Annotated in this window: 22 protein-coding genes and 1 riboswitch; of the genes, 8 read left to right on the top strand and 14 right to left on the bottom strand. The window is 58.3% G+C overall.

The annotated features are described in order from the left end of the window. Positions 1-9: 9 nt before the first annotated feature. The 3 genes from P346_RS10465 to P346_RS10475 are packed head-to-tail and all read right to left on the bottom strand — an operon-like array spanning position 10 to position 2,839. Positions 10-1,050 carry a FecCD family ABC transporter permease gene (locus P346_RS10465; protein WP_032659910.1) on the bottom strand — a complete coding sequence of 347 codons (1,041 nt, stop codon included), beginning with the start codon at positions 1,048-1,050 and terminating at the stop codon, positions 10-12. Next, a complete protein-coding gene (locus tag P346_RS10470; protein WP_032659909.1) occupies positions 1,047-2,030 on the bottom strand; it encodes a FecCD family ABC transporter permease in 984 nt (327 codons plus the stop codon). The genes P346_RS10465 and P346_RS10470 overlap by 4 nt, the downstream gene beginning before the upstream one ends. Continuing rightward, entirely contained in the window at positions 2,027-2,839 is an 813-nt protein-coding gene (locus P346_RS10475) for an ABC transporter ATP-binding protein (RefSeq protein WP_032659908.1), read from the bottom strand. The genes P346_RS10470 and P346_RS10475 overlap by 4 nt, the downstream gene beginning before the upstream one ends. Before the next feature lie 386 nt (positions 2,840-3,225). Between P346_RS10475 and P346_RS10480 the strand changes: the two genes are divergently transcribed. Next, a complete protein-coding gene (locus P346_RS10480) occupies positions 3,226-5,367 on the top strand; it encodes a TonB-dependent siderophore receptor (RefSeq protein WP_032659907.1) in 2,142 nt (713 codons plus the stop codon). A gap of 126 nt (positions 5,368-5,493) precedes the next feature. Here P346_RS10480 and parE read toward each other — a convergent pair whose 3' ends face one another. Genes parE through nudF form a run of 5 tightly spaced genes read right to left on the bottom strand, consistent with a single transcriptional unit; the run spans position 5,494 to position 9,902 of the window. After that, complete coding sequence (parE, locus tag P346_RS10485; protein WP_029740698.1) at positions 5,494-7,386, bottom strand: DNA topoisomerase IV subunit B; 1,893 nt, start codon at positions 7,384-7,386, stop codon at positions 5,494-5,496. 28 nt (positions 7,387-7,414) lie between these two features. Further along, on the bottom strand, positions 7,415-7,996 hold the full coding sequence (gene yqiA, locus P346_RS10490) for an esterase YqiA (RefSeq protein ID WP_008502976.1): 582 nt from the start codon (positions 7,994-7,996) through the stop codon (positions 7,415-7,417). Then, complete coding sequence (gene cpdA / locus P346_RS10495) at positions 7,996-8,823, bottom strand: 3',5'-cyclic-AMP phosphodiesterase (RefSeq protein WP_024906493.1); 828 nt, start codon at positions 8,821-8,823, stop codon at positions 7,996-7,998. Before cpdA ends, yqiA begins: the two co-directional genes overlap by 1 nt. Positions 8,824-8,850: 27 nt before the next feature. Further along, positions 8,851-9,273 carry a DUF1249 family protein gene (locus P346_RS10500; RefSeq protein ID WP_003862516.1) on the bottom strand — a complete coding sequence of 141 codons (423 nt, stop codon included), beginning with the start codon at positions 9,271-9,273 and terminating at the stop codon, positions 8,851-8,853. Continuing rightward, positions 9,270-9,902: an ADP-ribose diphosphatase gene (gene nudF / locus P346_RS10505; RefSeq protein WP_008502974.1), complete on the bottom strand. Its 633-nt coding sequence runs from the start codon at positions 9,900-9,902 to the stop codon at positions 9,270-9,272. Before nudF ends, P346_RS10500 begins: the two co-directional genes overlap by 4 nt. Positions 9,903-10,106: 204 nt before the next feature. On the opposite strand from nudF, the gene tolC reads away from it, so the two are divergent. From tolC to P346_RS10520, 3 genes are all read left to right on the top strand, one after another. Next, entirely contained in the window at positions 10,107-11,585 is a 1,479-nt protein-coding gene (gene tolC / locus P346_RS10510) for an outer membrane channel protein TolC (protein WP_032659905.1), read from the top strand. Between the two features lie 190 nt (positions 11,586-11,775). Then, entirely contained in the window at positions 11,776-12,444 is a 669-nt protein-coding gene (locus tag P346_RS10515) for a DUF1190 family protein (protein ID WP_023309204.1), read from the top strand. Between the two features lie 2 nt (positions 12,445-12,446). Then, complete coding sequence (locus tag P346_RS10520) at positions 12,447-13,607, top strand: glutathionylspermidine synthase family protein (RefSeq protein WP_032659903.1); 1,161 nt, start codon at positions 12,447-12,449, stop codon at positions 13,605-13,607. An 80-nt stretch (positions 13,608-13,687) separates the two neighbouring features. On the opposite strand, the gene ygiD is transcribed toward P346_RS10520, so the two are convergent. Continuing rightward, the gene (gene ygiD, locus P346_RS10525) at positions 13,688-14,476 is read right to left on the bottom strand and encodes a 4,5-DOPA dioxygenase extradiol (RefSeq protein WP_032659902.1); all 789 of its coding nucleotides are present in this window, start codon (positions 14,474-14,476) and stop codon (positions 13,688-13,690) included. Positions 14,477-14,672: 196 nt separating this feature from the next. Here ygiD and zupT point away from each other — a divergent pair, with 196 nt between their 5' ends. Next, a complete protein-coding gene (zupT, locus tag P346_RS10530) occupies positions 14,673-15,446 on the top strand; it encodes a zinc transporter ZupT (RefSeq protein ID WP_032659900.1) in 774 nt (257 codons plus the stop codon). A 32-nt stretch (positions 15,447-15,478) separates the two neighbouring features. Here zupT and ribB read toward each other — a convergent pair whose 3' ends face one another. Then, positions 15,479-16,132, bottom strand: coding sequence for a 3,4-dihydroxy-2-butanone-4-phosphate synthase (ribB, locus tag P346_RS10535; RefSeq protein ID WP_023309208.1), 654 nt, complete (start codon positions 16,130-16,132; stop codon positions 15,479-15,481). 106 nt (positions 16,133-16,238) lie between these two features. Next, a riboswitch (FMN riboswitch) is annotated at positions 16,239-16,389 on the bottom strand. Between the two features lie 119 nt (positions 16,390-16,508). On the opposite strand from ribB, the gene ubiK reads away from it, so the two are divergent. Further along, positions 16,509-16,805 carry a ubiquinone biosynthesis accessory factor UbiK gene (gene ubiK, locus P346_RS10540; protein ID WP_014071796.1) on the top strand — a complete coding sequence of 99 codons (297 nt, stop codon included), beginning with the start codon at positions 16,509-16,511 and terminating at the stop codon, positions 16,803-16,805. Positions 16,806-16,918: 113 nt separating this feature from the next. Here ubiK and hldE read toward each other — a convergent pair whose 3' ends face one another. Genes hldE through P346_RS10555 form a run of 3 tightly spaced genes read right to left on the bottom strand, consistent with a single transcriptional unit; the run spans position 16,919 to position 22,568 of the window. Then, complete coding sequence (gene hldE, locus P346_RS10545; RefSeq protein ID WP_032659899.1) at positions 16,919-18,349, bottom strand: bifunctional D-glycero-beta-D-manno-heptose-7-phosphate kinase/D-glycero-beta-D-manno-heptose 1-phosphate adenylyltransferase HldE; 1,431 nt, start codon at positions 18,347-18,349, stop codon at positions 16,919-16,921. 40 nt (positions 18,350-18,389) lie between these two features. Further along, positions 18,390-21,245, bottom strand: a complete 2,856-nt coding sequence (gene glnE, locus P346_RS10550) for a bifunctional [glutamate--ammonia ligase]-adenylyl-L-tyrosine phosphorylase/[glutamate--ammonia-ligase] adenylyltransferase (RefSeq protein WP_032659898.1) — start codon at positions 21,243-21,245, stop codon at positions 18,390-18,392. A gap of 21 nt (positions 21,246-21,266) precedes the next feature. Beyond that, entirely contained in the window at positions 21,267-22,568 is a 1,302-nt protein-coding gene (locus P346_RS10555; protein WP_032659897.1) for a CYTH domain-containing protein, read from the bottom strand. 229 nt (positions 22,569-22,797) lie between these two features. Between P346_RS10555 and P346_RS10560 the strand changes: the two genes are divergently transcribed. Continuing rightward, positions 22,798-23,418 (top strand): TIGR04211 family SH3 domain-containing protein, encoded by a 621-nt coding sequence (locus P346_RS10560; RefSeq protein WP_024906484.1) that lies wholly within the window; start codon positions 22,798-22,800, stop codon positions 23,416-23,418. Between the two features lie 60 nt (positions 23,419-23,478). Next, positions 23,479-24,720 (top strand): multifunctional CCA addition/repair protein, encoded by a 1,242-nt coding sequence (locus tag P346_RS10565; RefSeq protein ID WP_023309213.1) that lies wholly within the window; start codon positions 23,479-23,481, stop codon positions 24,718-24,720. A 10-nt stretch (positions 24,721-24,730) separates the two neighbouring features. On the opposite strand, the gene bacA is transcribed toward P346_RS10565, so the two are convergent. Further along, positions 24,731-25,552, bottom strand: coding sequence for an undecaprenyl-diphosphate phosphatase (gene bacA / locus P346_RS10570; RefSeq protein WP_032659896.1), 822 nt, complete (start codon positions 25,550-25,552; stop codon positions 24,731-24,733). Positions 25,553-25,563: the final 11 nt, after the last annotated feature.

Genomic DNA, 25,563 nt, shown 5'->3' with positions numbered 1-25,563 from the left:
CCTAGTCCCCTAAAATCTGTCCCGACGCTGCCAGAGCAGCAGCAGGAAAAACGGTCCGCCAATCAATGAAATCACAATTCCCGCCGGCAGCTGCAGCGGGAGGAAAGCCAGACGTCCGACGTTATCCGCCAGCAGTACCAGCAGCGCGCCCAGCGCGGCGCTTCCCGTCAGAAGCGCGGTTTGCCCACCGCGCAGCAGCAGGCGCGCCATATGCGGGGCAATTAGCCCCACGAAACCAATACTGCCCACGCACGAGACACAGGCCGCCGTCAGCACCACCGGGGCGAGAACCCGCAGCAGCGCCAGCCGGGTTGTGCGCACGCCAAGGCCCGCTGCGGCCTGATTGCCGAGCAACGCCACGTCCGCTGCCCGTGCGGTAAACAGCAGCAGCGCAAACGCAGGAGCAGCCCAGAGCGCGGCTAACCCCACCAGCGTCCAGTTTGCCGCATGCAGGCTTCCCGCCAGCCACAGCATCGCCGTCTGCACGTCCCGCACGTCGGCGGTGGTGATAAAGACGCCCATTGCCGCGGCAAAGGCCCATGACACGCCGATGCCGATCAGGATGAATCGCGGGCGCGAGATATCGCGCGCCAGGGCGATCACCAGCAGCGCGGTAAGCAGCCCGCCGGCCATACCGACCAGCGGACGCCAGGCCAGTCCCAGCGACGGGAACTGAAAAATCAGCAGCAGTACCGCCGCGCTACAGCCCTCCTTCACGCCGATAAGCCCGGGGTCAGCCAGACCATTGCGGGTGATGGACTGCATTGCCGCCCCCGCCATACCGAGCATCGCCCCGCACAGCACCGCCATCAGCAGGCGCGGCAGGCGGATATCCATCACGATGTAGCGCGTCTCCGCCGTCAGGCTCTCAGGAGAAAACAGCGCGCGCCCGATGTCGGAGGTGGGAATGGGCAGTGAACCGTGCGTCAGGCCAAAGCCCAGCAGGCTTAGCGCCACCAGCGCTAAAAGGGTCAGGCACGCCAGCGCCCGCGGGCGAACCAGCGCCGATAAACGGCCAATTCGGATCGCGCGGAATCCCGCCCGGTTCATTTGAACATCCTCGATGCCATAAAGATGAACACGGGCGCGCCAACCAGGGCCGTCATAATGCCGGTTGCCAGCTCCCAGGGCGTAAACAGCGTGCGGGCGGCGATATCCGCCAGCAGCAGAACCAGCGCGCCACACAGGGCAGACAGCGGCACCATCACCCGTAAATCGACCGACACCAGACGGCGAATGAGCTGCGGCACGACCAGGCCAATAAAGCCAATCGGCCCGGCGACAGAGACGGCCGCACCGCAGAGCAGCGCGATGGCCAGCAGGGCGAGCAGGCGAGTTTTCAGCAGCGACACGCCAAGCCCCTGCGCCATCCGGTCTCCCAGCGCCAGCATGTTGAGCGAGGGCGACAGTCCGATAGCGAGAACAAAACCGGCTGCCGCCGCCCAAAGGGCGCTCTGGAGCGTCTGAACGCTGACCCCGGCCAGGTCCCCTGCCAGCCAGGTGCGCATGGCGAGCAGCGTCTGTTCATCGAGGATTAACACCGCGGCGGTAATCGACGAGGCAAACGCCGACATCGCCACGCCGCACAGCGTGACCTTCATCGGCGTTAGCCCGGTGCGGCCGGACGAGGAAAACATCAGCACCAGCAAAAACAGCGCGGCGGCACCGGCGGCGGCAACGAGCGGGCGACCAAACGGCAGCGACAGCCCAAGCGCGCTGGTAATCACTACCGCCAGCGCGGCCCCGGCGTTGAGCCCCAGAATATGCGGCTCGCCGAGCGGGTTGCGGATCACGGACTGCAGCAGCACGCCCGCCACGCCGAGCGCGGCGCCCGTCACCATCGCGGCGCAGAGGCGCAGCAGTCTTAATTTGATAATGACGCTATGGTCGAAATTGCGCGGGTCGAAATGGAAGAATGCCTCCACCACCGTCTGCGGGGCGATGAAGCGTGCGCCGATGCCCAGGTGCAGAATAGCGCCCAGCGCCAGCAGCAATGCGAAGATCGGGAAGGCCAGAGAGGAGCGCATCATGGCTGAACCGTGCCCTGGCGAAACGGCATAAAGAACGGCTTGCCGGTCAACGGGTTTATGGACATATGCACGTCGACATCAAACACCGCTTTGATCAGCTCCGGCGTGCAGGCATCGCCCTCATGCAATACGCCTTCAACTTTTCCCTGGCGTAAAAAGACCAGCGAATCGCCGTAGTTCACGGCAAAGTTGAGATCGTGCAGCACCACCACCACGGTACGCCCGTGCTGGCGGGTCAGGGTGTGCAGCAGTTCCAGGATCTCCACCTGATAGCGGAGATCGAGAAACGTCGTGGGCTCGTCAAGCAGGATATACGGCGTTTGCTGCGCCAGCGCCATGGCGATCCAGCAGCGCTGACGCTGGCCTCCGGATAAGCTTTCCACCGGCATATGGGCAAACTCTGCCGTGCCGGTCAGGCGCAGGGCCTCTTCCACCGCCAGCTCGTCCTGGTCGCTCCACTGACGCATAAAGTTCTGCCAGGGAAAACGCCCGCGCGAGACCAGCTCAAAGACGGTTAACCCTTCCGGGAGCAGCGGAGACTGCGGCAGGATACCCAGCTCGCGGGCGACGGCTTTGGTCGGCAGCTCGTGGATCGCCTTGCCGTCGAGAACTGCCGCGCCGCCAAGCGGCTGAAGCAAACGCGCAATGGTGCTCAGCAGCGTGGATTTTCCGCAGCCGTTCGCCCCTACCAGCACCGTCATTTTCTGCTGTGGGATCGCAAGGGAGATATCATCAACGATGATTTTTTTCTGATAGCCCGCAGAGAGGTTCTCCAGAACCAGTCCCGGTTTTTTTGTGTTGTGTGCCACGTGAATGCCAACGTAATAAAAAAGCGCAACAAATATAAATAAAAATCATTCTCTTTTGAGAGTTTGACGCTGCGCCATGTAGTAGTCAAGAGAAGAAATACCCTGATAAAACCAGGGGTAAGCCTGAAGGGAAATGAACAAGGAAAGATTTTCAAAAGCATTTAATTCAATTAGTTAACAATTATCCCGCTGCGCTTATACGCCCGGCTAAACGTTGTAGTCGATTTTTGCTTTTTTCCATTTACTACTACATTCGCGCATGATTGAATGATTCTCAATTACATGTCCGATGCACGCCGTGGCTAACGGACAGACCGTAAAGGGCAATGACTCACACATTTTTCCGCGAAACGTCATTCGCGGGATATTTCGGGATAACAGATGTAATGGCTACGTTCACACCTTCACTCTCTGGGGTAAAAGGGCGCGCGCTCTTTTCACTGCTGTTTATGGCGCCGCTGGTGCAGGCAGCAGATAACACCGCGGCTAAAGACGGCGAAACGCTTACCGTCACCGCCGATCCAAATGCTACGGCGGAGGCAACGAATGGCTATCAGCCGTTGAATACCTCCACCGCTACGTTAACCAACATGCCGATGCTGGACATCCCGCAGGTGGTCAATACCGTCAGCGACAAAGTGCTGGAGGATCAGCACGCCACCACGCTGGATGAAGCGCTCTATAACGTCAGCAACGTGGTGCAGACCAACACCCTGGGCGGTACGCAGGATGCCTTCGTGCGCCGCGGATTTGGCGCGAACCGCGACGGCTCGATCATGACCAACGGCCTGCGCACCGTGCTGCCGCGCAGCTTCAATGCCGCAACCGAGCGCGTGGAGGTGCTGAAAGGCCCGGCCTCAACGCTCTATGGCATTCTCGATCCGGGCGGCCTGATTAACGTCGTCACCAAACGCCCGGAGAAGACCTTCGGCGGTTCCCTCTCCGCCACCTCTTCCAGCTTTGGCGGCGGCACCGGACAGATCGATGTTACCGGCCCGATTGACGGCACGCGCCTGGCGTATCGCCTGACGGGCGAATATCAGGACGAGGATTACTGGCGTAGTTTCGGAACCGAACGCAGCACCTTTATTGCCCCGTCGCTGACCTGGTTCGGCGACGACGCCACCGTGACCGTGCTCTATTCGCATCGCGACTATAAAACACCGTTCGATCGCGGAACGATCTTCGATCTCAACACTAAGAAAGCCGTCAACGTCGATCGCAAAACCCGCTTCGACGAACCGTTTAACGTGACCGACGGCCAGTCCGATCTCGCTCAGCTCAACGCAGAATATCGGCTCAACGGCCAGTGGACCGCGAAGTTTGACTACAGCTACAGCCAGGATAAATACAGTGATAACCAGGCCCGCGTGATGGCCTACGATTCAAAAACCGGCAACCTGACCCGCCGCGTGGATGCGACCCAGGGCTCGACCCAGCGTATGCACACGACGCGCGCGGATCTGCAGGGGAACGTGGACATCGCGGGCTTTTACAATGAGATCCTGACCGGCGTGTCGTATGAGAATTACGATCTGCTGCGTACGGACATGATCCGCTGTAAGAACGTTAAGGATTTCAATATTTACAACCCGAGCTACGGCAGCCTCGGCAAGTGCACCACCGTCTCGGCATCCGACAGCGATCAAACCATCAAGCAGGAGAGCTACTCCGCCTACGCGCAGGACGCGCTGTACCTGACCGATAAGTGGATCGCCGTCGCCGGAATGCGCTATCAGTATTACACCCAGTACGCGGGGAAAGGCCGTCCGTTTAACGTGAACACCGACAGCCGCGACGACCAGTGGACGCCAAAGCTGGGTCTTGTTTATAAGCTCACCCCGGCGGTCTCGCTGTTTGCCAACTATTCCCAGACGTTTATGCCGCAGTCGTCCATTGCGAGCTACATCGGCGACCTGCCGCCGGAAACGTCGAACGCGTATGAAATCGGCGCTAAGTTTGACCTGTTCGACGGCATTACCGCCAACATCGCGCTGTTTGATATCCACAAGCGCAACGTGCTGTACACCGAAAGCATTGGTGATGAAACCGTCGCCAAAACCGCGGGCCGCGTGCGCTCTCAGGGCGTAGAGGTGGATCTCGCCGGGTCATTGACCGAGAACACCAACATTATCGCCAGCTACGGCTATACCGACGCGAAGGTGCTGGAAGACCCGGACTATGCGGGCAAACCGCTGCCGAACGTGCCGCGCCATACCGGCTCCCTGTTCCTGACCTACGATATTCACAATGCGTTTGCCGGGAATACCCTGACGCTGGGCGGCGGCGGGCACGGCGTAAGCCGTCGTTCCGCAACCAACGGTGCGGATTATTATCTGCCGGGCTATTTCGTGGCGGACGCGTTTGCGGCGTATAAGATGAAGCTGCAGTATCCAGTGACGCTGCAGGTGAACGTGAAAAACCTGTTTGATAAGACCTACTACACGTCATCCATTGCGACCAACAACCTGGGCAACCAGATTGGCGATCCGCGCGAAGTGCAGTTTACGGTGAAGATGGAGTTTTGACGTCAGTGCGGGGTGTTCCCCTCACCCTAACCCTCTCCCCAAAGGCGCGAGGGGATCAATCGTAGGCCCGGTAAGCGCAGCGCCACCGGGCAAAAAAAAGCCCTGCATCGCAGGGCTTTTTCAGCATCAGGCCTCAATATCCGCCATATCGCCTTTCTCCTGCAGCCAGTTACGTCGGTCTTCCGAACGTTTCTTGGCAAGGAGCATATCCATCATGGCGTTGGTTTGCTGTTCGTCTTCGTCGCTGATCGTCAGCTGCACCAGACGGCGCGTGTTCGGATCCAGCGTCGTTTCGCGAAGCTGCATCGGGTTCATCTCGCCCAGCCCTTTAAAGCGCTGCACGTTCGGTTTGCCCTTCTTGCGCTTCAGCTGTTCCAGCACGCCCGCTTTCTCTTCTTCCGTCAGCGCGTAGTAAACCTCTTTGCCGAGGTCGATACGGTACAGCGGCGGCAGCGCCACGTGGACGTGACCGTTTTTCACCAGCGTTTTGAAGTGCTTTACGAACAGCGCGCACAGCAGCGTGGCGATGTGCAGACCGTCGGAGTCCGCATCCGCAAGGATACAGATCTTGCCGTAGCGCAGCTGGCTCAGATCGTCGCTGTCCGGATCGATACCGATCGCCACCGAAATATCGTGGACTTCCTGCGAGGCCAGCACTTCATCAGAAGAGACTTCCCAGGTATTCAGGATCTTACCCTTGAGCGGCATGATCGCCTGATATTCACGATCGCGCGCCTGCTTGGCCGATCCGCCCGCCGAGTCCCCTTCCACGAGGAACAGTTCGGTACGGTTGAGATCCTGCGCGGTACAGTCCGCCAGCTTGCCCGGCAGCGCAGGGCCGCTGGTCAGCTTTTTACGCACCACTTTCTTCGCGGCGCGCAGACGACGCTGGGCGCTGGAAATCGCCATTTCGGCCAGCATCTCTGCCGCCTGAACGTTCTGGTTCAGCCACAGGGTAAACGCATCTTTCACCACGCCGGAGACGAACGCCGCGCACTGACGTGACGACAGGCGCTCTTTGGTCTGACCGGCAAACTGCGGATCCTGCATCTTCACGGAGAGCACGTAGGCGCAGCGATCCCAGATATCTTCCGCCGACAGCTTCACGCCGCGCGGCAGGATATTGCGGTATTCGCAGAACTCACGCATCGCGTCCAGCAGCCCCTGACGCAGGCCGTTGACGTGCGTACCGCCGAGCATGGTTGGGATCAGGTTAACGTAGCTTTCCGTCAGCAGCTCGCCGCCTTCCGGCAGCCACAGCAGCGCCCAGTCCACGGCCTCGGTATCGCCGCTAAAGTTACCGACAAACGGTTTTTCCGGCAGCGTCGGCAGGCCGTTTACCGCTTCGCACAGGTAGTCGTTCAGACCGTCGGCGTAGCACCAGGTTTGTGCGGTATTGTTAACGTGATCGGTAAAGGTGATTTCCACGCCCGGACACAGCACCGCTTTGGCTTTCAGCAGGTGCGTCAGGCGAGAAACGGAAAAACGCGGGCTATCGAAGAAGCTTTCGTCAGGCCAGAAGTGGACGCTGGTGCCGGTGTTGCGTTTGCCGCACGTGCCGACAACCTGCAGATCCTGCACCTTATCGCCGTTTTCAAACGCGATGTTATAGACCTGGCCGTCGCGACGGACGTTCACTTCCACGCGTTTGGACAGGGCGTTCACGACGGAAATACCCACGCCGTGCAGACCACCGGAGAACTGGTAGTTCTTGTTGGAGAACTTACCGCCCGCGTGCAGACGGCAGAGGATCAGCTCAACGGCAGGCACGCCCTCTTCCGGGTGGATATCCACCGGCATGCCGCGCCCGTCGTCGATGACTTCCAGCGACTGATCGGCGTGCAGGATAACGTCGACGCGTTTGGCATGGCCCGCCAGCGCTTCGTCCACACTGTTATCAATAACTTCCTGGCCCAGATGGTTTGGGCGCGTCGTATCGGTGTACATCCCCGGGCGGCGGCGAACCGGCTCAAGCCCGGTGAGGACCTCAATGGCATCAGCGTTATAGGTTTGCGTCATGATTTAAACTAGCAATTCGCATTGATTGTCAGTGGCTGTGCAGTCCAAGAAAATCGACAATCTGGGTGAAATGATTCTCAAAGCCCGTGAAAGCATGGTTTCCGCCCTCTTCTATAGTCTGGCGGCAGGAGGCGTAATACGCCACTGCCTGGCGGTAATCCAGCACTTCATCACCCGTCTGTTGCAGCAGCCAGATGAGATCCGGCGCCTCAAGCGGGTCGACCTGCATAACTTTGAGATCGTAAATATGGCGTGACTCTAGCACATATTGCTGGCCGGTGTAGGGGTTCTCGTTTTCGCCAAGAAAGTCCCTCAGCAGCTCAAATGGCCGAACCGCCGGATTAACCACAACGGCGGGCAGCATGAAGCATTGTGAGAGCCAGGTAGCGTAATACCCGCCCAGGGATGAACCGACCACACCGAAGGTTTCGCCGCCGTGCGCAAGCACGATAGATTCCAGCATCTCCGCGGCCTCAGCCGGGTAAGGCGGCAGCTGCGGGATAATCATCTCAACGTCGGGGTGATGCTCGCTCAGCCACTGGCGAAACTGTGTCGCTTTTGCGGAGCGCGGCGAGCTGTTGAATCCGTGCAGATAAAGGAGCGTAGACATCAATAGCCTTCTGAAGCGGTATCCGGGCGGAATTTTGCACCGGTCAAACGGCAGACTTCCGTAGTCAGCGTGCCGTCGGCATGCAGTTCCAGCCAGCGCCAGCCCGGCGCGATGGTATCCAGCGTAAAGTTGGCGCAGTGCGGCTTAAACTGAACGCAGGTCGACGGCGTCGCCAGCATGCGGCGTCCGTTCCAGTCGAGATCCTGTTCCTGGTGAATATGCCCACACAGCAGATTTTTCACCCGCGGGAACTTCGCCAGCACGCGGTCCAGCGCCGCGGAGTTGCGCAGGCTGTGCTGATCGAGCCAGCTGCAGCCCGCCGGCAGAGGGTGATGATGAAGCAACAGCAGCGTGTGGCGTTCAGGTTCAGCAGCCAGTTTGGTCTCAAGCCAGTCGAGCTGAAACTCGCTTAACTCACCGTGCGGGACGCCGAACACCTGGCTATCGAGCAGCAGGATCTGCCACTGTTCACCCGCAAAAACACATTTCGCCGGAGAAATCCCCGCATCCTGGAGAGAACTGTACATGGCGGGCTGGAAGTCATGGTTTCCCGGCAGCCAGACGCAAGGCACGCTAAAGCTCGCGATGCCTTCAGCAAAATGCTGGTAGGCCGCGGAGGACTGATCCTGCGCCAGATCGCCCGTTGCGACAATCAGATCGCATGCACGGTTTTCAGCGTGAATAGCGCTAAGTACCGCCTGATAACTCTCCCAGGTGTTGACCCCCAGTAGCGTCTCATGCTTTTCTGCAAAAAGGTGGGTATCGGTGATTTGTAATATCCTGACTGGCGCCCCACCAGCAACAGTCAGGTTCAACAGGCTTTCCAAATGGTGTCCTTAGGTAGGTTTATGACGCTAACAAACCGGAATCGCCATTGCTCCATGTGCTAAACAATATCTTAGCCAGTCGGCTAAAAACTGGTTAATTTGATGCTTTTCGTCGCGTTGATGCAACTTTTTATTCGGGTAATCATACCGCGCCTTGAAGCGAAAGATCTGCTGGCTTGAACACACTTCAGCGACCATCGCGTCGTGATAGAGGCGCACCGTCATCGACGGCAGGCTCCAGTAGCTAATGCTGGGTGCCGTTTGCTCAATCTCCACCAGCGTAGTGTAGCGCGTTGATTCTGTTATCGTTAACCGATACTGCGCGTTGCTCACCTGATAGCTTACCGTTTCGCCGGGTGCGTCGTTTCGCGGCAGCAGGCGGCGCAACTGTGCGAAATTGGTTTCGCACAGGCGCATCATTTCTGGGAAGTCAGGTGTATAGCGCTTCATTTTTTCCACTCGTTTCGTAATGTCTGATAATGCAGCTGTAGCCATTGCAAGGCGATGACAGACGCTGCGTTGTCGATTTTCCCCTCTTCTACCCACTGATAAGCCTGTTCCCGGCTCACCACATGAACCCGAATATCTTCGTTTTCATCTGCCAGACCGTGGATCCCTTCCGCCGTCGTGGCGTCCACTTCGCCCACCATAATGGACAAGCGCTCGCTGGTTCCGCCCGGGCTTGCCAGATAGCTCAGCACCGGTTTTGTACGGCCCACCACCAGCCCGGCCTCTTCCAGCGCCTCGCGTCGGGCGACGTCTTCAACCGTTTCACCTTCTTCGATCATCCCGGCCACCATCTCCAGCAGCCACGGGCTCTCACTGACGTCATAAGCGGCGATGCGGATCTGCTCCACCAGCACAACTTCGTCACGCACTGGGTCAAAGGGTAGCAAGACTGCCGCATGCCCGCGCTCAAAAATTTCGCGTCTGATTTCGCCGCTCATTTCCCCGTTAAACAGGCGATGCCTGAAACGGTAAAGATCCATTGAAAAAAAACCGCTATAAAGCGTTTCTCGTGCAATAATTTCTACATCGTTTTTGGCGAATGTCACGGGCAACTTTTCTGGTTTTTGCATGAGTCGAGTCCTGGTAGCAATGGTGATGAAATTGTGAATTTCAAGGCTGTTTGGCTGCCGTTTGTAAGGCTATATGGTAGATTGGTGCAAATTACCGCCAGATGGCACGTTACGCCAACCTTTTGGTATGGAAGATTCTGTTAGAATCGGCAATTATTTTTTAATTAGATCAGCGCTAATACTGCTTCACAACAAGGAATGCAAATGAAGAAATTGCTCCCCATCCTTATCGGCCTGAGCCTGACGGGCTTCAGTGCAATGAGCCAGGCGGAAAACCTGTTACAGGTCTACCAGCAGGCACGTCTGGGCAACCCTGATTTACGTAAATCAGCGGCCGATCGTGATGCTGCGTTTGAAAAGATTAACGAAGCGCGTAGCCCCTTGCTGCCACAGTTAGGTTTAGGTGCAGATTATACCTACAGCAACGGTTTCCGCGACGCTAACGGCGTAAACTCCAATGCTACCAGCGCCTCACTGCAATTGACACAGACGCTGTTTGATATGTCCAAATGGCGCGCCCTGACCCTGCAGGAAAAGAGCGCGGGTATCCAGGATGTGACCTATCAGACCGACCAGCAGACGCTGATCCTGAACACTGCCACGGCGTATTTCAACGTGCTGAGCGCGATTGACGCACTCTCCTACACCGAAGCGCAGAAACAGGCGATTTACCGCCAGTTAGATCAAACCACCCAGCGCTTCAACGTGGGCCTGGTGGCGATCACCGACGTGCAGAACGCCCGTTCACAGTACGATACCGTGCTGGCTAACGAAGTGACCGCGCGTAACAACCTCGACAACGCGCTGGAATCCCTGCGTCAGGTCACCGGGAATTACTATCCAGAGCTGGCGTCTCTGAACGTGGACAGCTTTAAAACGGATAAACCGCAGGCCGTTAACGCCCTGCTGAAAGAGGCGGAAAACCGCAACCTGAGTTTACTGCAGGCGCGTCTGAGCCAGGACCTGGCCCGCGAGCAAATTCGTCAGGCGCAGGACGGCCATCTGCCAACCCTGAGCCTGAGCGCGTCTACCGGTGTCTCTGATACGACCTATAGCGGCTCTAAAACCAATACGTCCCAGTACGACGACAGCAATATGGGTCAGAACAAAGTGGGCCTGAGCTTCTCCCTGCCGCTGTACCAGGGCGGTCAGGTCAACTCTCAGGTGAAACAGGCGCAGTACAACTTTGTTGGCGCGAGCGAGCAGCTGGAAAGCGCGCATCGCAACGTGGTGCAGACCGTGCGTTCCTCCTTCAACAACGTGAACGCCTCGATCAGCAGCATCAACGCCTATAAACAGGCCGTTGTGTCTGCACAGAGCTCTCTGGACGCGATGGAAGCGGGCTACTCGGTCGGTACACGTACTATCGTTGACGTGCTCGACGCGACCACCACGCTGTACAACGCGAAACAGCAGCTCTCAAGCGCGCGTTACCAGTACCTGATTAACCAGCTGAACATCAAACAGGCTCTGGGTACGCTGAACGAGCAGGATCTGCAGATGCTGAACAGCGCGCTGGGCAAACCGGTCTCCACCTCTCCGGACAGCGTTGCGCCGGAGAACCCGGAGCAGGTTGCCGCGGTTGATAACTTCAACGCTAACAGCAACACCCCTGCGGCACAGCCGGCTGCTGCGCGTACCACTACATCCGCCAGCAAAGGCAATAATCCGTTCCGTAACTAAGAGTGTCATCAGGCCCACCGCGGCCTGATGCCCTCACCCCGCCCCTCTCCCACAGGGAGAGGGCGCATCTGAATCACATCCGAACGTAAGCCAACGTAAAGATCCCCCTGATTCCGCCCCTCTTCGCTTCATTTTCAACCACTCATCCTCTATCCTGAGCGTTATTACCACTGGGTCCTGGAAGACAAAGATGAAACGGACAAAATCTATAAATCACGCTTCGTTCCGTAAGAGCTGGAACGCGCGTCACCTCACCCCTGTTGCGCTGGCGGTCACGGCTGTCTTTATGCTGGCAGGCTGTGAGAAAAATGACGAAACGGTTTCGCTGTATCAAAACGCAGACGACTGCTCCGCCGCAACCGGCAAAGCCGCCGAATGTAAAACGGCTTACACCAGCGCGCTGAAAGAAGCGGAACGTACCGCACCGAAATATGCCTCACGCGAAGACTGCGTGGCGGAGTTTGGTGAAGGCCAGTGCCAGCAGGCACCGGCTCAGGCAGGCACCGCACCTGAAAATCAGGCGCAGGCGCAGTCCAGCGGCAGCTTCTGGATGCCGCTGATGGCAGGCTACATGATGGGTCGCCTGATGGGCGGCGGTGCGGGCTACCAGCAGCAGCCGCTGTTTAGCTCGAAAAACCCGGCCAGCCCGGCTTACGGTCAATATACCGATGCCAGCGGCAAAGGCTACGGCGCAGCGACTCCAGGCCGCACCGTGACCGTACCGAAAACGGCGATGGCGCCGAAGCCTGCGACGACCAGCACCATTACCCGCGGCGGGTTTGGTGAATCTGTGGCGAAGCAGACCAGCATGCAGCGTAGTGCGACAGGCACCTCCTCAACTCGCTCAATGGGCGGCTGATCATGGAACGAGTCAGTATCACCGAGCGCCCGGACTGGCGCGAAAAAGCCACCGAGTACGGTTTTAACTTCCACACCATGTACGGCGAGCCGTACTGGTGTGAAGACGCCTATTACAAGCTCACGCTGGCTCAGGTGGAAAAACTGGAAGAGGTGACGGCCGAGCTGCACCAGATGTGCCTGAAGGTTGTGGAAAAGGTCATCGACAGCGACGAGCTGATGGCAAAGTTTCGCATTCCGAAGCATACTTGGGGCTTTGTGCGCCAGTCGTGGAAAACGAATCAACCTTCGCTTTACTCTCGCCTGGATCTGGCGTGGGACGGCAAAGGTGAGCCTAAGCTGCTGGAAAACAACGCCGATACGCCAACCTCTCTGTATGAAGCGGCGTTCTTCCAGTGGATCTGGCTGGAAGACCAGGCCAATGCCGGAAACCTGCCGGAAGGCAGCGACCAGTTTAACAGCCTGCAGGAAAAGCTGATTGAGCGTTTTGCCGAGCTGCGCGAACAGCATGGCTTTAACCTGCTGCATCTCGCCTGCTGCCGCGACACGGAAGAAGACCGTGGCACGGTTCAGTATCTGCAGGACTGCGCCGCAGAAGCGGAAGTGGCGACCGAGTTCCTCTATATCGAGGATATCGGCCTGGGTGAAAAGGGTCAGTTTACGGATATGCAGGACCAGGTGATCAGCAACCTGTTCAAGCTCTACCCATGGGAATACATGCTGCGCGAGATGTTCTCCACCAAGCTGGAAGATGCTGGCGTGCGCTGGCTGGAGCCGGCCTGGAAGAGCATCATCTCTAACAAAGCCCTGCTGCCGATGCTCTGGGAGATGTTCCCGAACCACCCTAACCTGCTGCCTGCCTATTTTGCGGAAGATGATTACCCGCAAATGGAGAAATACGTCGTTAAGCCGATCTTCTCCCGCGAAGGCGCAAATGTCTCGATTATCGAAAACGGCAAGACGCTGGAAGCGGTTGAAGGGCCTTACGGCGAAGAGGGGATGATCGTCCAGGAGTTCTATCAGCTGCCGAAATTTGGCGACAGCTATACCCTGATTGGCAGCTGGCTCATTAACGATCTGCCGGCCGGGATTGGCATTCGCGAAGATCGCGCGCTGATCACGCAGGATCTGTCACGGTTTTATCCGCATATTTTTGTGGAGTAAGTTTTGCCGGGTGGCGGCTTCGCCTGACCCGGCCTACGGTTTTGTAGGCCCGGTAAGCGTAAGCGCCACCGGGCATGTTTTCACCCCACCTGTACCGACAACATACTCAAACTACCCATCTCAATACCGTCGACCGGGATCGTAACCGGCTCCTGACCGTCCCACGCGCCAAGCACGTACAGCAGCGGCAGGAAGTGTTCTGGCGTCGGGTTAGAGAGCGAACCGCCTTCGTGATCCAGATAGTTCACCAGGGGATGCTCCTCAGCCGGGCCTTGCCAGGTCAGGTTCGCTTTGACGTAGTCGTTAAAAGAGGTTGCCCACGGGTACGGCGTGTTCTCACCGTGCCAGCGTGCGGTACGCAGGTTATGCACCACGTTGCCGCTCGCCACCAGCATGATGCCTTCATCACGCAGGGTTGCCAGCTTACGCCCCATCTCCAGATGCCAGGCCGCCGATTTAGTGCTGTCGATGCTCAACTGCACCATCGATATATCCGCGTCAGGATACATTTTGATCAGCACGCCCCATGAGCCATGGTCAAAGCCCCAGGCTTCTTTATCCAGCGTCACAGGGACAGGTGCCAGCAACTCTACCAGCTTTTGTGCAAGCTCAGGCGAGCCGGGGGCCGGATAATGCGTGTCGTACAGCGCCTGCGGGAAGCCGCCAAAATCATGAATGGTTTTTGGCGCTTCCATGGCGGTCACGCCTGTCCCACGGGTAAACCAGTGCGCAGACACCACCACGATCGCTTTCGGACGCGGCAACGTCTCGCCCAGATGACGCCAGGCGCGGGTATAGACGTTGTCTTCCAGAACGTTCATAGGGCTACCGTGGCCTAAAAACAGGGCTGGCATACGGGAAGAAGTCATGGTGATATCCTTACAGAAGGTGTCAATTTAATGGTGCTACATTACGCGCAATCCGGCAAAGATGAACGCAGATAAGCGTGAAGATCATCATCAGGAAATTTGAATGTAAGGAATGTGTAAAGCCGGGTTTTCCCCCTCGCTTTGCCAGAAATGAATCATTTATATTAATGAGAATCATTATCATAAGGAGCAATGCATGTCAGTCCCCCTGATCCTGACCATACTGGCGGGCGCCGCGACCTTCATCGGTGCGCTCCTCGGCGTGCTCGGCCAAAAGCCCTCTAACCGCGTACTGGCCTTCTCACTGGGCTTTGCTGCCGGGATCATGCTGCTCATCTCCCTGATGGAGATGCTGCCTGCCGCGCTGGGCACAGAAGGTATGTCTCCGCTGCTGGGCTACGGCATGTTTGTCTTTGGCCTGCTGGGATACTTTGCCCTCGATCGGATGCTGCCGCACGCGCATCCTCAGGATTTAATGCAGAAAAACGTGGCGCCCATGCCGCGCAATATCAAGCGTACCGCCGTGCTGTTAACGCTTGGCATCAGCCTACACAACTTCCCGGAAGGGGTCGCCACTTACGTGACGGCCAGCAGTAATCTGGAGATGGGCTTTGGCATCGCGCTGGCGGTCGCCTTACACAATATCCCTGAAGGACTGGCCGTCGCCGGACCGGTGTATGCCGCAACGGGATCGAAACGCACCGCAGTGTTCTGGGCGGGCATTTCCGGGATGGCCGAAATTCTTGGAGGCGTGCTGGCCTGGCTGATCCTTGGTAGCCTGGTCTCTCCGGTAGTGATGGCGGCGATTATGGCCGCGGTAGCCGGGATCATGGTTGCGCTTTCGGTGGATGAACTGATGCCGCTGGCGAAGGAGATCGATCCTAACAACAACCCCAGCTATGGCGTGCTGTGCGGAATGTCGGTGATGGGATTAAGTCTGGTTCTGCTGCAGACCGCAGGAATCGGGTAAAAAAACGCCGGGACAGCCCGGCGTTTTTATTATCAGCTGGCTTTGCGCTCGTGCGCCTGGCGATACTCAACCAGATCTTCAATCGTTACCACCGGCATGTTGTGCAGGCGGGCAAAGGTGATGCACTCCGGCGCGCGCGCCATGGTGCCATCATCGTTGGTCAATTCGCACAGCACGCCAGCAGGCTTGAAGCCTGCCAGCGTCACCAGGTCGATCGTCGCTTCGGTATGACCACCACGGGTCAACACGCCGCCCGCCTGCGCACGCAGTGGGAAGACGTGGCCTGGACGGTGCAGATCGGATGGCTTCGCACCATCTGCAATCGCGGCACGTACGGTGGTCAGACGGTCAGCCGCAGACACACCGGTGGTCACGCCATGCGCCGCTTCAATGGTCACGGTAAAACCGGTACCAAAGGCGCTGGTGTTGTTTTCGACCATCATCGGCAGATCGAGCTGCTTACGACGATCTTCATTAATACACAGGCATACGATGCCGCTGCCGTGACGGATGGTCAGCGCCATCTGTTCAACGGTCATGTTTTCGGCGGCGAAAATCATATCGCCTTCGTTTTCACGGTTTTCATCGTCAAGCACCATCACACCGCGGCCTTCGCGCAGTGCATCCAGTGCATGTTCAACACGTTGAGTTGAAGTGCCAAAAGAGGAAAGTAGCGTCTGATTCATGGTAAAAAAACCTCATTAACATTATGGTTACCAGAATCAGGGCAGTCTTAGGAGCGCCGTATAAGCGGCAAAAAGATAACGTGAGCGGGCCCATGCCCGACTTGATCGTTACTCTCTCCCATCCGGACTCTAACCGTCGGCCCCGGAATTACACCGGATCTGCTGACCTTTGAGTATTCACCCAAAGCGCTCGCGGGCTTTCAGCGTCACGCTGATTTACCGCCGGTGGGGAATTTCGCCCCGCCCTGAGAATAAGCGAGATAACTATAACGCTATTGATTATCCTGGGCAATGCATAAGCATCAAACAATTTTGTTTACCCCGGGCATGACGCGCTACAATGGACACTAACACTTTTCCATCAAGGGAAACGACAATGATTGACCCGAAAAAAATTGAGCAGATCGCGCGTCAGGTTCATGAATCTATGCCAAAAGGCATTCGTGAATTTGGTGATGACGTAGAAAAGAAAATCCGCCAGACGCTGCAGGCGCAGTTGGTTCGCCTTGATTTAGTCAGCCGCGAAGAGTTTGACGTGCAGACCCAGGTTCTGTTGCGCACCCGCGAGAAGCTGGCGCTCCTGGAACAGCGTCTGACCGAGCTGGAAAACCGTAATGCGCCGGAAGAAGTGAAGCCGGCACCGGCTATTCCACCGGTGGACGACCAGGAGTAAGTGCGGGTTGTATCGCCCGGTGGCGCTTCGCTTACCGGGCCTACATGAACGCGTAGGTCGGGTAAGGCGCAGCCGCCACCCGACATAAAAAACGGGCCAACTGGCCCGTTTTTTTACTGACTGTCCTTCTGGATCTTCTTGATGATGTTGGTGGTTGAGCATCCGTCCTCAAAGTTGAGCACCATCACCTCGCCGCCGTTCGCCCAGACCTCTTCGCTACCCGCGATTTGCTCCGGTTTGTAATCCCCACCTTTTACCAGCAGGTCCGGCAGAATGCCGGCAATCAGGCGCTGCGGCGTGTCTTCTTCAAACGACACCACCCAGTCCACGGCTTCCAGCGCGCCGAGTACAATCATGCGCTGCTCGAGCGGGTTCACCGGACGCGTTTCGCCCTTCAGGCGCTTCGTCGACGCATCGCTGTTAACCGCCACAATCAGGCGATCGCCCAGCTTGCGCGCATTCGCCAGATACGAAACGTGGCCCGCGTGCAGAATATCGAACACGCCGTTGGTCATCACCACTTTTTCACCACGCTTGCGCGCGGCGGCGACGGCCACCTTCAGCTCGTCTTCGGTCATCACGCCAAAACCAGTATCGGCACGACCGCGCACCGCGTTTTCCAGCTCGATTGGCGAAACGGTTGAGGTACCGAGTTTACCGACGACCACGCCCGCCGCGGCGTTGGCGAAGTAGCACGCCTCTTCCAGCGAGTTTCCTGCTGCCAGCGTCGCCGCCAGCACGCCGATCACCGTATCACCGGCACCGGTCACGTCGTACACTTCCTGCGCCTGGGTTGGCATATGCAGCGGCGCTTTGCCCGGCTGCAGCAGCGTCATCCCCTGCTCGGAGCGGGTCACCAGCAGCGCGGACAGCTCAAAGTCAGCAATGATCTTCATGCCGCGCTCAACCAGTTCTTCCTCGGTTTTGCACTTGCCCGCCACCGCTTCAAACTCGGAGAGGTTTGGCGTTAGCAGCGTCGCGCCGCGATAACGCTCAAAATCGGTCCCTTTCGGGTCGATCAGCACCGGGACGTTGGCTTTACGCGCCAGCTGAATCATCGTCTTCACGCTCGCCAGCGCGCCTTTGGCGTAGTCGGACAGCACCAGCGCGCCGATATTGCTCAGCGCCTGGTTGATACGCTCGTGCAGCGGCTCAGGATCAACGCCTTCGAACCCTTCTTCAAAGTCGAGGCGGATCAGCTGCTGGTTGCGCGACAGCACGCGCAGCTTGGTGATGGTCGGGTGGGTCGGAACAGAGACGAAGTCGCACTTCACGTTCACGTCCGCCAGCGACTTGCTCAGCGCGCGCGCCGCATCGTCGATGCCGGTCAGGCCCACCAGACGCGACTGCGCGCCCAGAGAGGCAATGTTCATCGCCACGTTTGCCGCGCCGCCGGGACGCTCTTCAATGGTGTCGACCTTAACCACCGGTACCGGTGCTTCCGGAGAGATGCGGCTGGTAGGCCCATACCAGTAGCGATCCAGCATCACATCCCCAACAACCATTACTCCAGCACGTTCAAACTCTGGCAGTGTTACTTTCATTCCTGACTCCAGAAAGATTCACAATTTGCGCGCGATAATATCACACTTGATTTGTTACGCACGGTTCCACCAGCCACTTCTGCCAGCTGGCCGTTACCTGAGCACGTTCATGAGCAAAACTGTCCAGCGCCACGTGCCCCGGCTCCTCCTGCAGCGCCAGGTGATGAAGCTCATCGCGAAGCGTCGTGTAGGCACGGGTTAAGGCCTGCGCCTCCTGCTCGTCCATGATGTCGTTTTGCGCCAGCAGTTCCAGAATGCGAACGTTATCGGACCAGCGCGTCAGCTTTGGCTTGTCGTGGGCGTGCAGCAGCACCAGATACTGGGTAATGAACTCAATATCGGTAATCCCGCCCTCGTCGGCTTTAATATCAAAGCGATCGCGGTGTTTATTGCCTAAGTGAGCACGCATTTTCTCGCGCATTTCGCGCACTTCCGTTTGCAGCGTGCTGCCATCACGCACGGTGGTCATAACCTCCCTGCGGATGACGTCAAACTGCGTTTTGAGCTGCGGATCGCCATACACCACGCGAGCGCGCACCAGCGCCTGATGCTCCCACGTCCAGGCTTCGTTCTTCTGGTAATCGGCGAAGGAGTCCGTTGAGGTCACCAGCATGCCCGCCGCGCCGGACGGACGCAGGCGCGCATCCACTTCATACAAAATGCCCGACGAGGTGCGGGTGCTGAACAGGTGCATGATGCGCTGCGCCAGGCGCAGGTAGAACTGGCGCCCGTCAATCTCACGCTCGCCGTCGGTCATCACGTCAACCGGGCAGTCGTGCAGGAAGATTAAATCCAGATCGGAGCTATAGCCCAGCTCCCAGCCGCCGAGCTTGCCGTACCCCACGACCGCGAATCCGCGTCCTTCACGTTCGGCCAGGTGTTTCGGCTGGCCGTAGCGCGCCACCATCTGCACCCACGCCTGATGGACCACCGCGTCAATGATCGCCTCTGCAAGCCAGGTTAAGTGATCGCTCACTTTCATCACCGGCAGCGTTCCGGCGATATCCGCCGCCGCCACGCGCAGCATCTGCGCCTGCTTAAACTGGCGCAGCGCCTCCAGCTGTTGCTCTTCATCCTCTTCCGGCACGCGCAGCAGATACTGACGCAGCTCGTCCCGGTAGGCATCCGTCGCCGTGGGCTGATACAGCGTGTTCGGGTCGAGCAGTTCGTCCAGCAGCAGCGGGTAACGCGCCAGCTTGTTGGCCACCATCGGCGACGCGGCGCAGAGCGTAATCAGGTGCTTGAGTGCCCCCGGAAACTCGCTCAGGAGCTCCAGATAGGTGGTGCGCGTGATAATCCCGCTCAGCAGCGGCATCATGCGCGACAGCGGCACCGGCGCGTCCGCCCGCGAGCAGACCTCGCTCAGCAGGTGCGGCATCAGGTGATCCAGCACCTGACGGCCGCGTGGGCCGATGGCGCGCTTGTTCAGCTCAAGACGGAAATCAGCGATCAGCGCCACCACGCGATGGCGGGCGTCGTCACTCAGGTGCGCCAGCACGGGGGTCGTGTCATCTTCCTGAAGCGCGTCCTGCCACAGCTCGCGCCAGTGCTCGGAAAGGGCATCGTCCGGTGATTCACTTTCGTCATCACCGATCAGCTCGTTAAAGATGCGGCGTACGCCTGCCATATGGGCATCCAGCCGTTCGGTTAACGCCGCCCAGTCGTCCACGCGCATGCCCCAGGCCAGGCGCGCCCGGTTAAGGTCATCTCCCGGCAGCGTCTGGGTCTGTTCGTCGTTGATGCTTTGCAGCAGGTTTTCCAGACGGCGCAGGAAAAGATAGGCCTCGCGCAGGGTTTGCGCGTCGCCGTCCGGCAGCAGGTGCAGCTGCTCGATGGCGGTCAGGGTCGGCAGCAGCGAGCGGGACTGCAGGGACGGCTCACGGCCACCGCGAATAAGCTGGAAGACCTGAACGATAAATTCGATTTCGCGGATGCCGCCCGCGCCGAGCTTGATGTTGTCTTTCAGCCCGCGACGGCGCACCTCACGGGCGATCATCCCTTTCATATTACGCAGGGACTGGATCACGCTGAAGTCGATGTAGCGACGGAACACGAACGGGCGCAGCATGGCGCGCAGCTCGTTGGCATAAGCGTCGTCGCTGTCGCCCATGATCCGCGCTTTAACCATCGCATAGCGCTCCCAGTCGCGCCCCTGCTCCTGGTAGTAATCTTCCAGCGCGGCAAAGCTCAGCACCAGCGGGCCGCTGTCGCCAAACGGACGCAGGCGCATGTCCACGCGGTAAACAAAACCGTCCTGCGTGGGCTGGTCCAGCGCCTTAATCAGACGCTGGCCGAGGCGGGTAAAGAACTGGGCGTTGTCCAGCTCGCGACGGCCGCCGCGCGTGGAGCCGTTCTCGGGCCAGGCAAAAATCAGGTCGATGTCGGAGGAGAAGTTCAGCTCGCAGCCGCCCAGCTTGCCCATCCCCAGAATCAACAGCGGCTGAGGAACCCCTTCCTCGCTGCACGGCGTGCCCCACTCTTTACAGCAGGCGGCGTAGAGCCAGTCGCGCGCGGCGACAATCAGCGTTTGCGCCAGCTCGCTTAGCTGCTGCAGCGTGCTCTCTTCGCTCACCAGCTCCAGCGACTGCGCCCAGGCGATGCGCACCATCACCCGACGGCGGAACTGGCGCAGGACGCGCATCAGCGTGGCTTCATCCGCAACGTCTTCGAGTGCGGTTTGCAGCCAGCCGGCGTAATGCCGCCACTCGTCCGCCTGCGGCGGCGCGTTCTCAAGCTCTGCCAGCCAGTCCGGGTTGGCGGTGATACTTGCCTGCACAAAATCACTGAAGGCGAGCACGCTCTTCGCCTGCTCGCTTAACGATGACGCCGGTAATGACTCAGGCAGACGTTCGCAAACGGTCTGCCACTGCTGCTGTAATTGCGAAGAAAGCGGCATTATAGGGGTTCCTTGCCAGAGTTAACGTTTTCCGCTGTGCAGCCAGAACGGCTCCTGTGAAATGGCCTCGTTACGGAAATGCTCAATCTCAATATGCTGGCGGGTTTCAATGGCGTGCTTCAGACCCTGCCAGTTCTCCAGCCAGGCCTGCGCCTTAACGCCGTCATAAGCGCCGGAAAGCAGCAGCATGCTGTCGATGTTGTGCGACAGACGGGGAAGCTGATCGCCATACTGATCGCCGAGCGGATACGCAAAGGTGCTCTTCAGTTCGGCGGCATGACGGGAAAGATGAATATCCGCGAAACGCTTAAAGTTTTCCGCGATTTTGGCCTCCGCTTTCGCATCCAGGAAGGCGCGCCAGCCGCGCGTCACCAGAAACTCGGTCAGGGCCAGTTTTGCAGAAGCGGCCTGCGGGCTGTAGATCGCCGTTTGCGCCGATACGTCGGAGAGCATCAGCGTTTCGGTTTGCGTCAGCAGATCACGTAAGTGAGCGCTCGCTTTGCGAGGAACAATACCGCCGAACAGCGTCAGGGTATGGCGCACCAGGGCAATCGCCGCCAGCATGTGGGATTTCGCGTTTTTCACATTTCGCACCCACAGCTCTTCATGGTATTGCCACTGAGAAAGCGCCAGCTCCAGCGCGGCTTCCAGACCCTGTTCAACGCTGGCTTTCGGCGCAACGTGCAGGATGGTCGTCTCTTTCAGCACGCGCGGCGCATTTCCGGCGGCCAGATGGTAACCCCGCGCGGCTTTACTCAGGCTTCCCTGACGTAATCCGGACTGGTTCACCAGCCTGCGCGCCAGCTTCAGCACGTCATTTGCGTCCCCTTCCAGCAGCTCAAGCTCCAGTTCGCAAATCGGCTCCTGGAACTCGCCCGCCTTCACGTCCCCCAGATCGAGGGCGATTTCGATGCGGCTTTTGCCTTCGGTCACCAGCCATTTCTCGCGCCAGAAATCGGTGCTGAACAGCGGCTGCACCTGCTCCGCCAGCGTGGAAGGCAGCTCGCCTTCCGGCCAGACTTCCGCCGGGAAACGTTCCAGCTCAAGTTCTGGCTTGCTGATGTCGATATTGTATTCCGGGCGCTGATGTAAACCGCCGACCACGCGGCCGGCAATTTTCATCGTCATCTCGTAGCGCCCGCTCGCGCCGCGGATGCGCAGCCCCATATCGTGGCGACGCAGCCAGTTGTCTGGCGTTTCATAATAGATATTAAGCAGTTGTACCGGTGCATGGTGTTCGCCGGAAAGCGTATGCAGATGCTGGCGGAGTCCGTCAACGCTGTCTTTTTCGACGATAAACTTTAATTCGATTTCTTGTGCCATAGCCTTGTACTTTTGCGTGCGTCACAGACGCGTCAATGAGGGCGAACTTCCTCGCCATTTGTTTGTCAGTACATAGTATTTTGCGCCAAATTGCCATGCAATGAGCAATTTGTCGGGCGTAAATCTGTAGAGTCGTGACACAGATGATTCTGATTGCTGACGAATGCTTTGCGTAGAGACACTGTTGCCACTACTATCGTTCCACTATTTATGAAAATAACGACTAATGATGCTTAAATTACGCCTGATTGGACTTACTTTACTCGCTTTTAGCGCCGCAACCGCAGTGCACGCTGAAGAGAAGCGTTACGTTTCTGACGAACTGAACACCTGGGTACGCAGTGGCCCCGGAGATAATTATCGCCTCGTGGGCACGGTGAATGCCGGCGAGGAAGTCACCCTGTTACAGACCAACGCGGACACCAACTATGGTCAGGTTCGCGACAGTACCGGTCGTACTTCCTGGATCCCGCTGAAAGAGCTGAGCACCGTGCCAAGCCTGCGCACGCGCGTGCCTGATTTGGAAAACCAGGTGAAAACTCTGACCGACAAGCTGAACAACATCGACGGCACCTGGAACCAGCGCACCGCTGAAATGCAGCAGAAAGTGGCGCAAAGCGACGGCGTGATTAACGGTCTGAAAGAAGAGAACCAGAAACTTAAAAACGAGCTGATTGTCGCGCAGAAGAAAGTGAATGCCGCTAATCTGCAGCTCGACGACAAACAGCGCACCATCATCATGCAGTGGTTTATGTATGGCGGCGGCGTGCTGGGCGTGGGTCTGGTACTGGGTCTGGTGCTGCCGCATCTGATCCCAAGCCGCAAGCGTAAAGACCGCTGGATGAACTAATTCGTCTTCTCTGCCAGACTTACGTATCATTCTGGAAAAGAGAAAACGGGAGAGTTGGGCGTGAAGAGTTATCTGGTCGGTGGTGCGGTACGTGATGCGTTGTTAGGTCTGCCGGTCAAAGATAAAGACTGGGTGGTGGTTGGCGCCACTCCTGAAGAGATGCTCGACGCGGGCTACCAGCAGGTAGGCCGCGATTTTCCCGTGTTCCTGCACCCGAAAAGCCGTGAAGAGTATGCCCTGGCGCGTACCGAGCGGAAATCGGGCTCGGGCTATACGGGCTTTACCTGCTATGCCGCGCCGGACGTCACGCTGGAGCAAGATCTCCTGCGCCGCGATCTCACCATCAACGCGCTGGCGCAGGACGAAGACGGGCAGATCGTTGACGCCTATGGCGGTCAGGACGATCTGCGCAACCGTCTTTTACGTCACGTTTCCCCGGCGTTTTCTGAAGATCCGCTCCGCGTGCTGCGCGTGGCGCGCTTTGCCGCGCGTTACGCCCATCTCAGTTTCCGTATTGCCGATGAGACAATGGCGCTGATGACCGCCATGACCGAGGCGGGCGAGCTTGAACATCTGACGCCAGAGCGCGTCTGGAAAGAGACGGAAAATGCCCTCACCACGCGCAACCCGCAGGTCTTTTTCCAGGTCCTGCGCGACTGCGGCGCGCTGAAGGTGCTGTTCCCGGAAATAGACGCGCTGTTTGGCGTACCAGCCCCGGCAAAATGGCACCCGGAAATTGATACCGGCGTGCATACGCTGATGACCCTGAGCATGGCGGCCATGCTCAGCCCTGACGTGGACGTGCGCTTTTCCACCCTGTGCCACGATCTCGGCAAGGGCTTAACGCCAAAAGAGTTCTGGCCTCGCCACCACGGGCACGGCCCGGCAGGGGTGAAGCTGGTCGAGGGGCTGTGCCAGCGTCTGCGCGTGCCGAACGAGATCCGCGATCTGGCGAAACTGGTGGCCGAGTTCCACGATCTGATCCACACCTTCCCTATCCTGAAGCCGGCCACCATCGTTAAGCTTTTCGATAACATCGACGCCTGGCGCAAACCCCAGCGCGTAGAGCAAATCGCGCTCACCAGCGAAGCTGACGTGCGCGGTCGTACCGGGTTTGAAGCGTGCGATTACCCGCAGGGACGTTTACTGCGTAAAGCCTGGGACGTCGCGAAAGCGGTGCCCACGAAGGACGTTGTCGAAGCGGGATTCAAAGGACCGGAAATTCGAGAAGAGCTCACAAAGCGGCGAATTCAGGCGGTGTCGGACTGGAAGGAAAAGCATTGCCCTCAGCCGAAAGACTGAGGGCCATCGGTCAGAAGAAGACCACGTACACCGCAGCCGCCACGATAAAGCGATAGATCGCGAACGGAATAAACGAGATACGCTTAATCAGCTGCAGGAAGGTTTTAATGGCAATCAGCGCCACGATAAAGGCGGTGATAAAGCCAAAGGCGAACATCGGAATGTCGCCAGCCGTCAGGAAGTGATAGCTCTTATAGACGTCGAGCACGGTGGCGCCCATCATCATCGGCACCGCCAGCAGGAACGAGAATTCTGACGCGGCGTAACGGCTTACGCCCATCAGCATCCCGCCGGAGATGGTAGCGCCTGAACGCGAGAAGCCCGGCCACAGCGCCAGACACTGGAAGCAGCCAATGATAAACGCCTGACGATACGTCATATCGTCCAGACCTTCCGCGCGCGGCGTTTTTGGCTTCAGCACTTCCGCGGCGATCAGCAGGAAGCCCCCCACCACCAGCGCGTACATCACGTTAATTGGGTTAAACAGAGACTTGATGGCGTCGTGGAACACCAGGCCCAGCACCACCGCAGGGATCATCCCGAGCAGGATATGGATCAGTGACAGACGACCTTTACCGGCCCCCTCGTGCTGAGGCGGACGACCAAAATGGATGCCGATCAGGCCAAACAGGCGACGCCAGAACATCACGACTACCGCTAGAATAGACCCCAGCTGGATCACCACTTCAAACGTTTTCGCGGTATCCCCTTCAAAGCCCAGCAGATGGCCAACGATAATCATATGGCCCGTACTGGAGACCGGCAAAAACTCCGTCAATCCTTCGACCACACCCAGTATTGCCGCCACCAGCAGCGAGTGCATATCGCTCATCTATAAACCCC

Source organism: Enterobacter sp. DC1 (assembly GCF_000568075.1).
In the GTDB taxonomy this organism is placed as follows: Bacteria; Pseudomonadota; Gammaproteobacteria; order Enterobacterales; family Enterobacteriaceae; genus Enterobacter; species Enterobacter asburiae.
Note: the sequence above shows the minus strand (reverse complement) of the source record. Positions and strands in the feature narration are given on the sequence as shown.